Origin of the sequence: Streptomyces sp. NPDC021100, from assembly GCF_044333095.1 — a bacterium.
In the GTDB taxonomy this organism is placed as follows: Bacteria; Actinomycetota; Actinomycetes; order Streptomycetales; family Streptomycetaceae; genus Streptomyces.
The window spans coordinates 555463-569022 of the sequence record NZ_JBIRQH010000003.1; the positions used below are offsets into that span (position 1 = coordinate 555463).

A 13560-nucleotide genomic window follows, 5' to 3' on the forward strand; every position below is an offset into this window, starting at 1 on the left:
TACTCCGCTCTCCGCTCAAGCGGAAGGCGGAGGCGCACTTCTTTACTTTTAGCTTCAAAGACGGGTATTCCGGGCGCCCGCCCCGGGAGTGCGACGGCGGCTCGCCAGCCAGAACAGGCCCGCGGCCGCCAGTGCGGCGCCTACCGTCGCCGCCGTCACCAGGGCGGGGCGGGACGGCATGCGCAGCGCGGCGACACGCTGCTTGAGCCGGACGGGACGGTCGAAGGTGAGCACCGGCCATTCCCGTGCCGTGGCCTCGCGGCGCAGGGCCCGGTCCGGATTGACCGCGTGCGGGTGGCCGACGGCCTCCAGCATGGGCAGGTCGGTCGCCGAGTCGCTGTACGCGTAGCAGCCCGCGAGGTCGTATCCCTCCGACGCGGCGAGCTCCCGGACGGCTTCGGCCTTCGTCGGGCCGTACGCGTAGTACTCCACCTCGCCGGTGAAAACACCGTCCTCGACGACCATCCGGGTGGCGACGACGCGGTCCGCCCCGAGCATCCGGCCGATGGGCTCGACGACCTCCGCTCCGGACGTGCTGACGATCACCACGTCCCGGCCGGCGGCATGGTGCTCCTCGATGAGCGACGCGGCCTCGTCGTAAATGATCGGGTCGATGAGTTGGTGGAGCGTCTCGGCGACGATCTCGCGGACCTGGTGGACATTCCAGCCTCGGCAGAGCTCGGAGAGGTACTTCCTCATCCGCTCCATCTGCTCGTGGTCGGCCCCGCCCAGCAGGAAGACGAACTGGATGTATGCCGTACGCAGCGCGGCGCGCCGGTTGATCAAACCGCCTTGGTAGAAGGACTTGCCGAAGGTGAGCGTGCTCGACTTGGCAATGACCGTCTTGTCCAGATCAAAGAAGGCGGCCGTTCGGCGAGAGGAGTGGTTTTCCACGTCGCCGAGCATAGGGGCCCTCCATTCGGCGTAAGCTGAGGCGTGTGGGTTTGCCTGAGAAGCCTCTCGGGTACACCATGGAAGTCACGGATCGTTCGCGACCGTGTCTAACCCGGTCCGACTCCTCCCCCCCCGAGTCGGCCGTGGGGACGACCCCCGCTCTCCCCCCCGGCGGGGGTCGTCGCATGTCCGGACGCGTTTCGTGTGTCACTCCGGGCCTCCTCCGCCTTCCGCGGGCCCCGCTCGGCGCCCGTCCTCTCCCCTTCATACACGTGACTGTGCGTAATCGCCGCGCTGCGCTGGGGAAGTCACCGGTATAGGTGAGCGGGATATCCACAACCGGTGAGTTGTCCACAGTTTTTCACCAAGATCCACACGATTTCCCGCGCCGCCGCACGGTGATTCCCCACGAGTTCCGCGATGACCGCGGATGCGAGAGCGCGCCATGGGGCGCGCTGGAGAAGCACCGGAGAAGGGGGAGGGGCCATGACCGGACCCGAGACATCCGATTGGGCGCGGGCCGCCGCCACAACGCGGGGCGGGCCTTTGATCGCCACCGAGGACGAGGACCTGCTCGACGATCTGCTGCGATTGTGCGCGGCGGCGGGAGCGCTGCCGGAGGTCTGCCACGGCACGACCACCCACCGCGGCACCTGGGAGCGGGCCTCCCTGGTCCTGGCCGGCGGCGACTGCGCCGGCCGGCTGGCCGGTCTGCCGCACCGCGAGAACGTGGTGCTCGTCGGCCGCGAGCCCGCCGATCCGGACCTCTGGCGGCGAGCCGTTCTCGTCGGTGCCCGGAACGTCGCGCTGCTGCCCGACGAGGAGGGCTGGCTCGTCGACCGGATCGCCGACACGGTCGAGGACGTGGACGGGCCGGCGCTCACCGTCGGGGTGATCGGCGGCCGGGGCGGCGCCGGAGCGAGCACGCTCGCGTGTGCCCTGGCGATCGGGGCGGCCCGGACCGGTCGGCGGACGATGCTGGTCGACGCCGACCCACTGGGCGGCGGCCTCGACGTCCTGTTGGGGGCCGAGCGGATCGACGGACTGAGATGGCCCGCGTTCGCCGGGTCCCGGGGCCGGATGGCGGGCCGGGCCCTGGAGGAGGTGCTGCCCGAGCCGCACGGACTGCGCCTGCTGAGCTGGGACCGCGGCGACTCGGAGGTGCCGCCCGAGGCCGTGCGCGCCGTCCTCGCGGCCGCTCGGAGGCGAGGCGGCGTGGTGGTCGTGGACCTTCCGCGCGGGACCGACGGTTCCGCGGTCGAGGTCCTCAGGCAACTGGACCTGGGCCTGCTGGTGGTCCCTTCCGAACTGCGCGCCGTGGCCGCCGCCCACCGCGTCGCGTCGGCGATCGGCCTGATGATGGGCGACCTCCGGCTGGTCGTCCGGGGCCCGTGCGGGCCAGGGCTCGACGGCGAGGAGATCGCACGGCTCCTGGGCCTCCCGCTCGCGGGCGAGGTCCCGCAGGAGCCCGGCCTGGCCCAGGCGCTGATCAGCGGGCGCCCGCCTGGTGCGGCCGAACGAGGCCCGCTGGCCGCCTTCTGCGCGGAGTTCTGGGCCCGCGCCCTGCCCGAGGGGCCGGAGGTGCCGGCGTGAACACCGCGCTGCTGGACGCCGTACGGCTGCGACTGGCCGGCACGGGCGCCGAGCCCACACCCGCCCGGGTCGCCGAGGCCCTGCGCCAGGAGGGCCGGCTGCTCGGCGACACGGAAGTGCTGGGCATCGCCACCCGGCTGCGCTCCGAACTCGTCGGGACCGGACCGCTGGAGCCGCTCCTCGCCGAACCGGATGTCACCGACGTCCTCGTCACCGCCCCCGACCGGGTCTGGGTGGACCGCGGCGCCGGACTGCGCCGGGCCGACGTCTCCTTCCCCGACGCCACCGCCGTCCGACGGCTCGCGCAGCGCCTCGCCGCCGTCGCCGGCCGACGGCTGGACGACGCCCGGCCCTGGGTGGACGCGCGGCTGCCCGACGGCACCCGCCTGCACGCCGTCCTTCCCCCGGTGGCCGTCGGCTCGACCTGCCTCTCCCTCCGCGTCGTGCGCCCCCGGGCCTTCACCCTGGACGAACTGGCCGCGGCCGGCACGCTGCCGCCCAGTGGCCAGTGGCTCCTCCGGGCCGTGCTGGACGCCCGCCTCTCCTTCGTGATCAGTGGCGGCACGGGGTCGGGAAAGACCACCCTGCTCTCGAGCCTGCTGGGGCTGGTCGCCCCGGACGAACGGATCGTCCTCGCCGAGGACTCGGCCGAGCTCAGGCCCGATCACCCGCACGTGGTGCGGCTGGAGAGCCGGCCCGCCAACCAAGAGGGCACCGGGCGGGTGACCTTGCGGGATCTGGTCCGGCAGGCACTGCGCATGCGACCGGACCGGCTCGTCGTGGGCGAGGTGCGCGGCCCGGAGGTCACCGACCTGCTGGCAGCGCTCAACACGGGCCACGAAGGCGGATGCGGCACGGTCCACGCCAACGCCGCGGCGGACGTTCCGGCCCGCCTGGAAGCCCTCGGGTCCACGGCGGGACTGGATCGGGCGGCGCTGCACAGCCAGTTGGCCGCGGCGCTTTCGGTGGTGATCCATCTGGTGCGGGGCCGTGACGGCCGTCGCAGGGTCGCCGAGGTGCATGTCCTGGACCGGGATCCGGCCGGATTCGTGACGACCGTACCGGCCGCGCTGTGGGGGCCGGATGGGTTCCGACGGGCCACGGGATGGGACCGGTTGATGGCGCTGTGCGGACGCGGCGGGCACGTACCGGATCACGGCGGCGTCCGGCCGGAAGCGGACGGAGTGCTGTCATGAAGACGTACGGCGCGCTCGCCCAGCCGGTGTTCGCCGGCGTGCTGCTTCTCTGCGTCACCCTGATGGCCTGGCAACTGGCGCGACGGGGCCAGGAACTCCGGCGCGCGAGGGTCGTCCTGGCCGGAAGCGGCCCCTGGGGGCCCTGGGCCCCCACCCTGCCGGCACGGATCCGTGTGGGGATCGACCGAGTCGCGGAAGAGGCAAGTCGGCGAAGGGAGTTGCTCTGTCTGCCGGCGGGGTGCCTGATCGGTTGGTGGGGTGACTCGCTTCTTCCGCCGCTCGCCGCGCTGGCGGCCGTGCCGCTGGTGAGACGCCGGCTGGACGCGCGGGCGCGCCGGCGCGCCCGTGAGCGGCGTTCCGAGGCGGTGATCGAGCTGTGCGGGGCCGTCGCGGGCGAGCTGCGGGCGGGCCGCCAGCCCGGTGAGGCGGTGCGGGCCTTCGACGGCGAGGCCCTCGGGCCGGCCTGGGCCGCGGTACCGGCCGCCGCGCGCTTCGGCGGTGACGTCCCGGCCGCGCTGCGGGAGGCGGGGCGGCAGCGGGGCGCCGAAGGGCTGGCCGGGATGGCCGCCTGCTGGCAGGTCGCGGTCGACGGCGGCGCGGGGCTCGCGGCCGGTCTCGAACGGGTCGGGCACGCCCTCTCCGTCGAGCGCGATCAGCGGGAGGAACTCGCGGCGCAGTTGGCGGGCACCAGGTCCACCGCCGTGATGCTCGCCCTGCTGCCCGCCGTAGCCCTGGCCATGGGAACGGCCCTCGGCGCCGAGCCCTTGAGGGTTCTGCTGCACACACCGGCCGGCCTCGGCTGCCTCGCCCTCGGCGGGCTTCTCGAAGGAGCGGGTCTGGCCTGGACGCGGCACATCGTGCGTGCCGCGGCCGGGGGAGGGGAGGGCACATGACAGGCGCGGGAGGAGAGGGAGTTTCGGCGCTCGGGCCGGCGCTCGGGCCGGCGCTCGTGCTGGCCGCCGTCCTGGCGGTCGCCGCGGCCGGCGCGGTGACGGCACTGCGCACGGCACACCGGCGGAACGTCGCCCGACGGCGCCCGGCACGGCTCTTCGCCACCGCCACCCCGGGCGGAGGCCCTCGCGGGCCTGCCCGGCTCCGGCTGTGGATGACGAGACCGGTCGTCACCCGACGGGTGCTGCCGGCGATGGCGGCGGGGGGCGCGGGGCTCGTCCTGGTGGACGGCGCCGGGGGTTGGGCGCTCGGCGCGGCCGCCGCCGGCGCGGCCTGGTGGTGGTGCGGGAGGGCGGCACGCGCTGCCGCGGTGCGCGCGGTTCTTCCCGCGGACGACGTGCTGCGCCAACTGCCCCTCGCGGCCGATCTGCTGGCGGCGTGCCTGGCCGCCGGGGCCGGGCCGGGAGAGGCGGCCGAAGCGGTCGGCGGCTCGCTCGGCGGCCCGGTCGGCGAACGGCTGGCCCGCTCCGCCGCGGAGGTACGCCTCGGCGGGGACCCGGCGGTCGCCTGGGGGCGGCTAGGCGAACTGCCGGGTGCCCGGGGACTGGCCCTGAGCCTGGAACGGGCGCAGGCGACGGGAGTTCCGGCGGTGGACACGATGGCGCGGCTGGCCGGCCGCCTGCGGGCCGCCCGGGGCCGTACGGCGGCGGCCGGGGCGAGACGCGCCGGCGTGCTGGCCACGGCTCCCCTGGGGCTGTGCTTCCTGCCGGCCTTCCTGGCGGTCGGAGTGGTGCCCATGGTGATCGGTCTGGCGAGCGGGTTGCTGACAGGCCGGTGAGCAGCCTGAGGGAGGTCCGGACGGCCCGGCACGACCGGCCGGTGGGGGAACGGAACGCGAAGACGTCCGGGCGACAGGCCCGGAGAGGAAAAACGGCGAACGAAGGGGTGGAGATGGACATGCGGTGGTGGAAGAGGGCCCGGTGCCGAGCCGGCTCGGCGGGTGAGGCCGGCATGACGACGGCCGAGTACGCGGTGGGCACGCTCGCGGCGTGTGCGCTGGCGGCGGTGCTCTACAAGGTGGTCACCAGCGGCGCCGTGAGCGCGGCGCTGCAGGCCCTGATCGAAAAGGGGCTCCATGCGGCGTTCTGACGGGGGTCAGGTCACCGCGGAGGCCGCGCTGGTGCTGCCGGCGCTGGTTCTGGTCGGAACGGCTCTCATGTGGGGGCTGGTGGCCGCCTCGGCGCAGCTCCAGTGCGTGGACGCCGCGCGGGCCGGGGCCCGCGCGGCGGCCCGGTCCGAGCCCGGCCCCGCGGTGGTCGCCGCCGCGCGGTCGGCGGCGCCCGCCGGCGCCCGGGTGGCGCTGACGAGGGAAGGAGACCTGGTGAGAGTGCGGGTGGAGGCCCGGGCGGCCGGTCCGGGGCCGCTCGCGGTCCGGCTCGACGGAGAGGCGGTGGCCCTTGCGGAGGAGACGGTGGGCTGACCGAGGGGCCGGTCCGGACCGGGGTTCCGCCACGGTCTGGACGGCGGTCGCCGCCACGGCGCTGTGCGCGGTCTTCCTGGCCCTGCTGGCCATGAGCCAGGCGGTGCTGGCCCGGCACCGCGCCGGTGGCGCCGCCGACCTGGCGGCCCTGGCCGCCGCCGACCACGCCCTGCTGGGCCAGGAGGCGGCCTGTGGCTTCGCCCGCCGGGTCGCCGACGCCCAGCGGGCGGCCGTGGTCGGGTGCGCCGTGACGGGTGGGACCGCCGAGGTGGCGGCCGAGGCGGGAGCGGGCCCTTATACGGTCCGGGTCCGCTCGCGGGCGGGGCCCGCCTCGGCCGCTGGGGCCCCGGCGGACGCGAAGGCCGGGCCGCCGGGCGGGGCGGCGGAGAGGGGGCCCTGAGGGCGGATCAGAGCTGCTGGTCGGCCTCCGCCGTCGGGGCGTCCACCGGTTGCGGCGCGTCGGCCAGCAGGCGGGTGAGGAGGCGGATCGCGGCCCGTTTGTCGAGAGGGTCGTTGCCGTTGCCGCACTTGGGCGACTGGATGCAGGACGGGCAGCCGGTGTCGCACTCGCAGGCGGCGATGGCCTCGCGGGTGGCGGCGAGCCAGCGCGCGGCCGTGTGGAAGGCGCGTTCGGCGAAGCCGGCGCCTCCCGGGTGGCCGTCGTAGACGAAGACGGTGGGCAGGAGCGTGTCGGGATGGAGGGGCACGGAGACGCCCCCGATGTCCCAGCGGTCGCAGGTGGCGAAGAGCGGCAGCATGCCGATGGAGGCGTGCTCCGCGGCGTGCAGAGCCCCGCCGAGGGCCTCCTGCGGGATGCGGGCGTCGTCGAGCTGGTCCTCGGTGACCGTCCACCACACGGCCCGGGTGCGCAGGGTGCGCGGCGGCAGGTCCAGCTTGGACTCGCCGAGGATCTCGCCGGTGATGAGCCGGCGCCGGAGGAAGGAGACGACCTGGTTGGTGACCTCGACCGAGCCGAAGCAGAGCCGCGCGTCTCCCCAGGGGATCTCCCTGCCGGTCTCCAGGATGGAGATGGTGGTGGTGTCGCGGGCGGTCGTCGAGTAGGGCGGGTCGGCCTCCTCGACCAGGGCGACGGAGTCGTCGAGGTCCAGGTGCCGGACGAGGTAGCTGCGGCCCTGGTGGAGGTGGACCGCGCCTTCGTGGACGGTGGTGTGCGCGGCGGAGGCGTCCACGGTGCCCAGCAGCCGTCCGGTGCCCTCCTCGACGACCTGGACGGGCCGCCCGTCCTCGCCGCGGATGCCGGTGAGGTCGGCGGCGCGTTCCCGGCGGGTCCAGTGCCAGGCGGAGCCGCGGCGGCGCAGCAGCTTGCGGAGTTCCAGCCGGGTGAGCAGGCTCCGCGTCTCCGGGCCGAAGAGCGACAGGTCGGCCTCGGTGAGCGGCAGTTCCTCGGCCGCCGCGCACAGGTGCGGCGTCAGGACGTACGGATTGTCCGGGTCGAGGACGGTGGCCTCCACGGGCTGCCGGAACAGGGCGTCCGGGTGGTGCACGAGGTAGGTGTCCAGCGGGTCGTCACGGGCGACGAGCACGGCGAGGGCGCCCTGGCCCCGGCGGCCCGCGCGGCCGGCCTGCTGCCACACCGAGGCGCGGGTGCCGGGGTAGCCGGAGAGGACGACGGCGTCGAGCCCGGCCACGTCCACGCCGAGCTCCAGAGCGGTGGTGGCGGACAGGCCGAGCAGTTCGCCGGTGTGGAGGGCGCGCTCGATGGCGCGGCGCTCCTCGGGGAGGTAGCCGCCGCGGTAGGCGGCGACACGGGAGGGGAGGGAGCGGTCGACGGCCGCCAGGCGTTCCTGGGCTATGAGGGCGATCAGTTCGGCGCCGCGCCGGGAGCGGACGAAGGCGACGGTGCGGACGCCCTGCACGGCGAGGTCGGTGAGCAGGTCGGCGGTCTCGGCGGTGGCGGTGCGGCGGACGGGCGCGCCCCGCTCGCCGTGCAGCTCGGTGAGCGGCGGCTCCCAGAGGGCGAAGACGAGCTCGCCGCGCGGGGAGGCGTCGTCGGTGATCTCCACCACCGGCACCCCCGTGAGGCGGGTCGCCGCGGCGGCCGGTTCCGAGGCGGTGGCGGAGGCGAGCAGGAAGACGGGTTCGGAGCCGTAACGGGCGCAGAGCCGGCGCAGCCGGCGCAGCACCTGGGCGACGTGGGAGCCGAAGACGCCGCGGTAGGTGTGGCACTCGTCGACGACGACATAGCGCAGGGCGCGCAGGAAGGAGGCCCATCGGGGGTGCGAGGGCAGGATCGAGCGGTGGAGCATGTCGGGATTGGTGAGCGCGTAGTTGGCGTACTGCCGCACCCATTCGCGTTCCTCGAACGGGGTGTCCCCGTCGTAGACGGCCGGCCGGACGGCCTTGCCGAGCGGCGCGGCGAGCTCGCGTACGGCCCGCCGCTGGTCGGCGGCGAGCGCCTTGGTGGGGGCCAGGTAGAGGGCGGTGGCGCCACGGCCGTTGGGGGCCTCGGAGCCGTCCAGCAGGGTGCTCAGGACGGGCGCCAGGTACGCGAGGGATTTTCCGGAGGCGGTGCCGGTGGCCACCACGGCCGATTCGCCGCGCAGCGCGTGCTCGGCCATGAGCGCCTGGTGCGCCCACGGCCGGGCGATGCCGGCGGCCCGGATGGCGTCGGTCACTTCCGGCCGGATCTTCTCGGGCCAGGGGGCATGACGTCCGGGACGAGGGGGCAAGTGCTCCGTATGAGTGATGCGTGCAGCCCGGCCTGCCCCGGCGGCGAGTCGGTCGAGGACCGCCCGGGGAGTGGGATGTACGCCCGCCTCCGGCGGGAGTTGATCGTGGGCCATCGACATCGAGTGTGTCACTGGCGTGACGGACAATGGCGTCAAGGCGTCGTGCGCGCCTGCCGGTAAGTGATTGAATGCCATCGCGGCTGCCGATCCATGGGGGGCGACCGCTCGATGCAAGGTGCTGGAGGATCCGTGGACCTGTCCCTGTCGACCCGGACCGTTGGCGACCGTACGGTTGTCGAGGTGGGTGGCGAGATTGATGTGTACACCGCGCCCAAGCTGCGGGAGCAGCTGGTCGAGCTTGTCAACGACGGCAGCTACCACCTCGTCGTGGACATGGAGCGGGTCGACTTCCTCGACTCGACCGGTCTCGGCGTGCTGGTCGGCGGCCTGAAGCGGGTGCGGGCGCACGAGGGCTCGCTGCGCCTGGTCTGCAACCAGGAGCGCATTCTCAAGATTTTCCGTATCACCGGTCTGACCAAGGTGTTCCCGATCCACACCTCGGTCGACGACGCGGTGTCGGCGACCGACTGACGGTCGCCGCAGGACTGGTACGCGGGGGTGCCGGGCAGGCCGCTCGGTTCCTCCGTGATGTCGCCCTGCCCCGGAGGCGAGGGGGAGGGCACGTACGACTGAGGGGGATGGGATGGCCACCGTCGAACTGCTCTTCAGTGCCCTTCCCGAGCACGTCCGCACCGCCCGCCTGGTGGCGGCGGCGGTGGCGCGTCGGGCGGGCGTCGACGAGGCCGTGCTGGACGAGGTGCGGCTGGCCGTGGGCGAAGCCTGCTCGCGCGCCGTCGGCCTGCACCGGAACGGCGGCATTTCCTCCCCGGTCCGTGTCCGGCTCACGGAGGACGAGAAGAAGTTCTCCATCGAGGTGGGCGACGACGCGCCGCACCCGGTCGTCACCGAGGTCGTGGTGGGCGGCACCACGGTGACGACGGCCGCCGAGCACGACGACGCGGGCTCCGAGGGCGAGGACGACATGGGCCTCGCCGTCATCAGCGGCCTGGTCGACGATGTCGAGGTGTCCGCCGACGAGAACGGCGGCGTCATCCGGATGAGCTGGCCGACGACCTCGGCGGCCGTCCTGCCGTAGCCCCGCGTCCGCCGTTCGGTCCAGTGGCGGCTGCCGGATCCGCCGTAGCCGTGGGCGATGGCGGAATTCACTTGTCTAGCCGCACATTTCCGTCGGCTTTTTCCGGCCGTGAGGGTCCTGTTCCGCCGCCCCCTCAGGAAAGGGCCGTCCGGCCGGAAACGGGTGAAGGGCATTTCCCGATCTTCACGGGCGGCCCGTCGAGTGTACGGATCATCCACGGATTCTCCACCGGAGAAGACTCATTCCGTTTGTGGCGCCCTGTTGGGACCTCGTCATGCTCCCTACAATCCGTCCATCTTGAGCTCAGGACGCCTGAGCGTGGTGGCCGTCCCGTGCGAACGGTCCGGCCGCGCGCCCATGTGCCAAACGTCAAGGAGGACGAATGGCGGGGCCCTTCACCCCTGAACAGGTGGTCTTCACTCAGAATCTCGCGGTTGAGCTCACCGGCGGCAACCGCGTCCTCGTGATCGTCATCGCGGCCGTGGCCCTTGCGGCCCTCGTGGTGGCCGTGGTGTTGGTGCGGCAGGTGCTGGCGGCCGGAGAAGGCACCGAGAACATGAAGAGAATCGCCGCGGCTGTACAGGAAGGCGCGAATGCCTATCTGGCGCGGCAGTTGCGGACGCTCGGTGCGTTCGCCGTCATCGTGTTCTTCCTCCTCATGCTTCTTCCGGCGGACAACTGGTCGCAGCGTCTGGGGCGTTCGGCTTTCTTTCTGGTCGGTGCGCTTTTCTCCGCGGCCACCGGCTATATCGGTATGTGGCTCGCGGTACGCAGTAATGTGCGTGTGGCCGCCGCGGCGCGGGAGGCGGCGCTTTCCGCGGCCGAATCCCCCGCGGGTTCCGCTGCCGTCCCGGGACCGGGGAACTCCCCGGTCGCCGGGGACGCGGGTGCCACGGCCGCTTCCCACCGGGCCATGAAGATCGCGTTTCGTACGGGTGGCGTCGTCGGCATGTTCACCGTCGGCCTCGGCCTGCTCGGCGCCTCCTGCGTGGTGCTGGTCTACGCGGCCGACGCGCCCAAGGTGCTGGAGGGCTTCGGCTTCGGGGCGGCGCTGCTGGCCATGTTCATGCGGGTCGGCGGCGGCATCTTCACCAAGGCGGCCGACGTCGGCGCCGACCTGGTGGGCAAGGTGGAGCAGGGGATCCCCGAGGACGATCCGCGCAACGCCGCCACCATCGCCGACAACGTGGGCGACAACGTCGGCGACTGCGCGGGCATGGCGGCCGACCTCTTCGAGTCGTACGCCGTGACCCTGGTCGCCGCGCTGATCCTCGGCAAGGCGGCCTTCGGTGACTCCGGGCTCGCCTTCCCCCTCCTCGTGCCCGCGATCGGCGTGGTCACCGCCATGATCGGCATCTTCGCGGTGGCGCCGCGCCGGGCCGACCGGAGTGGGATGACGGCCATCAACCGGGGCTTCTTCGTCTCGGCCGTCATCTCCCTCGCGCTCGTCGCGGTGGCCGTCTACACCTATCTGCCGTCCAGCTACGCGGACCTGGACGGTCTCGGCGACCCGTCGATCAGCGGCCACGACGGCGACCCGCGGGTGCTGGCGCTGGTCGCCGTCGCCATCGGCATCGTCCTGGCGGCGCTCATCCAGCAGCTCACGGGTTACTTCACGGAGACCGGCAGGCGGCCCGTGCGCGACATCGGCAAGACCTCGCTCACCGGCCCCGCGACCGTCATCCTCGCGGGCATCTCGGTGGGGCTGGAGTCGGCCGTCTACTCCGCCGTGCTGATCGCCCTCGGCGTCTACGGGGCGTTCCTGCTGGGCGGCACGTCCATCATGCTCGCGCTGTTCGCGGTGGCCCTGGCCGGCACCGGCCTGCTGACCACGGTGGGCGTCATCGTCGCGATGGACACCTTCGGCCCGGTCTCCGACAACGCCCAGGGCATCGCCGAGATGTCCGGGGACGTCGAGGGCGCCGGGGCGCAGGTGCTGACCGAGCTCGACGCGGTGGGCAACACCACCAAGGCCATCACCAAGGGCATCGCCATCGCCACGGCCGTCCTGGCCGCGTCCGCGCTCTTCGGCTCGTACCGGGACGCGATCGGGACGGCCGTCGAGGACGTGGGCGCGAAGTCGACCGAGATGAACCTGAGCCTGGACATCTCGCAGCCGAACAACCTGGTGGGCCTGATCCTCGGGGCGGCCGTCGTCTTCCTCTTCTCCGGACTGGCCATCAACGCGGTGTCACGGTCGGCGGGTTCGGTGGTGTACGAGGTGCGGCGGCAGTTCCGTGAGCATCCCGGGATCATGGATTACACCGAGAAGCCGGAGTACGGCCGCGTCGTCGACATCTGCACCAAGGACGCGCTGCGGGAACTGGCCACTCCGGGGCTGCTCGCGGTCATGGCGCCGATCGCGGTCGGCTTCGCCCTGGGCGTCGGCGCGCTCGGTTCGTACCTGGCGGGCGCGATCGGCGCCGGCACGCTGATGGCCGTGTTCCTGGCCAACTCCGGTGGCGCCTGGGACAACGCCAAGAAGCTGGTGGAGGACGGGCACCACGGCGGCAAGGGCGGCGAGGCGCACGCCGCCACGGTCATCGGCGACACGGTCGGCGATCCGTTCAAGGACACCGCGGGACCGGCCATCAACCCGCTGCTCAAGGTGATGAACCTGGTGGCGCTGCTCATCGCGCCGGCGGTGGTGAAGTTCTCCTACGGCGCCGACGCGAGCAGGCCGTTGCGGATCGGGGTGGCGGTGCTGGCCGCGTTGGTGATCATCGTCGCCGTGTGCGTGTCCAAGCGGCGGAGCGTCACCGTCGACGGCGGCACCGACCGGTCGGCCAAGTCGACCGATCCGGCGGTGGTGTCCTGACGCGGACGGCGGCGGGAGCGCGGGCGGGACGGCGTGTCCGTACGCCGGACGGTGTGTCATCAGCCGTTCCGGCCGGGTGCCGTCCCGCTCGCGCGTGTCCGTCCGGCGGCCCCGCGCGCTTCCGGACGGGCGGGTCCGGCGCGGCGAACGCCACATCGAGATTGCCGTAAATGGCGAGGTAGGAGGTCATATGGGATGCTCGGCTCGCGGGCCGTGCCGGTGGGACGTGTAAGTTCCGGGGCCGAGAGCCATTGAAGGGACCGATCCGGTGAACAAGAAGCTTTTGGCCGCACTGTCCGGCGGTGCGGCGCTCGTCCTGGCGCTGACGGGATGCGGTGGCGGCGGCGAGGACAAGGGCAAGAAGCTCGACGACTGGGCCAAGAAGGTCTGCGACACGATGCAGCCCCAGGTCAAGAAGATCCAGCAGGCCAACGCCTCGATCACCTCCGTGCGCACGGAGGAGGACTCGAAGAAGGTCCAGCGGACGGACTCGGCCGCCTTCCAGGCCAACGTCGACGCGTACAACGCCCTCGCCCAGTCCGTGCAGAACGCGGGCGCGCCGCCCGTCGGCGACGGCAAGACCAACCAGGAGGACGCCGTCAAGGCGCTCAAGGACCTCTCCGCGTCGTACAAGAACCTGAAGACGAAGGTCGACGCGCTCGACACGTCCGACCGGGCCAAGTTCTCCGAGGGCCTCAAGAACATGGCCGCGGACCTCGGGAAGCTGAGCGGCAAGAGCGGCGACGCGCTCAAGAAGTTCCAGTCGGGCGACGCCGGTCAGGCGATGGCCAAGCAGGAGTCCTGCAAGATCCCGGCGGCCACGCCGCCCGCGCAGGTCTGAC

General features: G+C 73.1%; 13 protein-coding genes. 11 read left to right on the plus strand and 2 right to left on the minus strand.

Annotated features, from left to right (window positions below; all coding sequences use genetic code 11):
- Positions 1-54: 54 nt before the first annotated feature.
- A complete protein-coding gene (locus ACH4PU_RS09185; protein WP_398268289.1) occupies positions 55-906 on the minus strand; it encodes an HAD family hydrolase in 852 nt (283 codons plus the stop codon).
- 474 nt (positions 907-1380) lie between these two features.
- Here ACH4PU_RS09185 and ssd point away from each other — a divergent pair, with 474 nt between their 5' ends.
- From ssd to ACH4PU_RS09220, 7 genes are all read left to right on the plus strand, one after another.
- Positions 1381-2487 carry a septum site-determining protein Ssd gene (ssd, locus tag ACH4PU_RS09190; protein ID WP_398268292.1) on the plus strand — a complete coding sequence of 369 codons (1107 nt, stop codon included), beginning with the start codon at positions 1381-1383 and terminating at the stop codon, positions 2485-2487.
- A complete protein-coding gene (locus ACH4PU_RS09195; protein ID WP_398268296.1) occupies positions 2484-3683 on the plus strand; it encodes a TadA family conjugal transfer-associated ATPase in 1200 nt (399 codons plus the stop codon). The genes ssd and ACH4PU_RS09195 overlap by 4 nt, the downstream gene beginning before the upstream one ends.
- Positions 3680-4576 carry a type II secretion system F family protein gene (locus ACH4PU_RS09200; RefSeq protein WP_398268299.1) on the plus strand — a complete coding sequence of 299 codons (897 nt, stop codon included), beginning with the start codon at positions 3680-3682 and terminating at the stop codon, positions 4574-4576. The genes ACH4PU_RS09195 and ACH4PU_RS09200 overlap by 4 nt, the downstream gene beginning before the upstream one ends.
- Positions 4573-5412: a type II secretion system F family protein gene (locus tag ACH4PU_RS09205; RefSeq protein WP_398268302.1), complete on the plus strand. Its 840-nt coding sequence runs from the start codon at positions 4573-4575 to the stop codon at positions 5410-5412. The genes ACH4PU_RS09200 and ACH4PU_RS09205 overlap by 4 nt, the downstream gene beginning before the upstream one ends.
- A 173-nt stretch (positions 5413-5585) precedes the next feature.
- Positions 5586-5723 (plus strand): DUF4244 domain-containing protein, encoded by a 138-nt coding sequence (locus ACH4PU_RS09210; protein ID WP_351503528.1) that lies wholly within the window; start codon positions 5586-5588, stop codon positions 5721-5723.
- Positions 5710-6054 carry a TadE family type IV pilus minor pilin gene (locus ACH4PU_RS09215; protein WP_185942381.1) on the plus strand — a complete coding sequence of 115 codons (345 nt, stop codon included), beginning with the start codon at positions 5710-5712 and terminating at the stop codon, positions 6052-6054. The genes ACH4PU_RS09210 and ACH4PU_RS09215 overlap by 14 nt, the downstream gene beginning before the upstream one ends.
- Positions 6032-6454 carry an Rv3654c family TadE-like protein gene (locus ACH4PU_RS09220; RefSeq protein WP_398268307.1) on the plus strand — a complete coding sequence of 141 codons (423 nt, stop codon included), beginning with the start codon at positions 6032-6034 and terminating at the stop codon, positions 6452-6454. Before ACH4PU_RS09215 ends, ACH4PU_RS09220 begins: the two co-directional genes overlap by 23 nt.
- Before the next feature lie 7 nt (positions 6455-6461).
- Here ACH4PU_RS09220 and ACH4PU_RS09225 read toward each other — a convergent pair whose 3' ends face one another.
- Positions 6462-8939 (minus strand): DEAD/DEAH box helicase, encoded by a 2478-nt coding sequence (locus ACH4PU_RS09225; RefSeq protein WP_398268310.1) that lies wholly within the window; start codon positions 8937-8939, stop codon positions 6462-6464.
- A gap of 54 nt (positions 8940-8993) precedes the next feature.
- Between ACH4PU_RS09225 and bldG the strand changes: the two genes are divergently transcribed.
- From bldG to ACH4PU_RS09245, 4 genes are all read left to right on the plus strand, one after another.
- Positions 8994-9335, plus strand: a complete 342-nt coding sequence (bldG, locus tag ACH4PU_RS09230; RefSeq protein WP_049716377.1) for an anti-sigma factor antagonist BldG — start codon at positions 8994-8996, stop codon at positions 9333-9335.
- 112 nt (positions 9336-9447) lie between these two features.
- Positions 9448-9900, plus strand: a complete 453-nt coding sequence (locus tag ACH4PU_RS09235) for an ATP-binding protein (protein ID WP_398268314.1) — start codon at positions 9448-9450, stop codon at positions 9898-9900.
- Between the two features lie 382 nt (positions 9901-10282).
- Positions 10283-12718 carry a sodium-translocating pyrophosphatase gene (locus ACH4PU_RS09240; RefSeq protein ID WP_398268317.1) on the plus strand — a complete coding sequence of 812 codons (2436 nt, stop codon included), beginning with the start codon at positions 10283-10285 and terminating at the stop codon, positions 12716-12718.
- A 268-nt stretch (positions 12719-12986) separates the two neighbouring features.
- Positions 12987-13559 carry a small secreted protein gene (locus ACH4PU_RS09245; RefSeq protein ID WP_398268320.1) on the plus strand — a complete coding sequence of 191 codons (573 nt, stop codon included), beginning with the start codon at positions 12987-12989 and terminating at the stop codon, positions 13557-13559.
- The last annotated feature ends 1 nt before the right edge of the window (position 13560 follow it).

Coding starts and splice junctions, on each gene's coding strand:
- ACH4PU_RS09185 (WP_398268289.1), bottom strand. CDS start 906: ATGCTCGGCGACGTGGAAAACCACTCCTCTCGCCGAACGGCCGCCTTC.
- ssd (WP_398268292.1), top strand. CDS start 1,381: ATGACCGGACCCGAGACATCCGATTGGGCGCGGGCCGCCGCCACAACG.
- ACH4PU_RS09200 (WP_398268299.1), top strand. CDS start 3,680: ATGAAGACGTACGGCGCGCTCGCCCAGCCGGTGTTCGCCGGCGTGCTG.
- ACH4PU_RS09205 (WP_398268302.1), top strand. CDS start 4,573: ATGACAGGCGCGGGAGGAGAGGGAGTTTCGGCGCTCGGGCCGGCGCTC.
- ACH4PU_RS09210 (WP_351503528.1), top strand. CDS start 5,586: ATGACGACGGCCGAGTACGCGGTGGGCACGCTCGCGGCGTGTGCGCTG.
- ACH4PU_RS09215 (WP_185942381.1), top strand. CDS start 5,710: ATGCGGCGTTCTGACGGGGGTCAGGTCACCGCGGAGGCCGCGCTGGTG.
- ACH4PU_RS09225 (WP_398268310.1), bottom strand. CDS start 8,939: ATGGCATTCAATCACTTACCGGCAGGCGCGCACGACGCCTTGACGCCA.
- ACH4PU_RS09235 (WP_398268314.1), top strand. CDS start 9,448: ATGGCCACCGTCGAACTGCTCTTCAGTGCCCTTCCCGAGCACGTCCGC.
- ACH4PU_RS09240 (WP_398268317.1), top strand. CDS start 10,283: ATGGCGGGGCCCTTCACCCCTGAACAGGTGGTCTTCACTCAGAATCTC.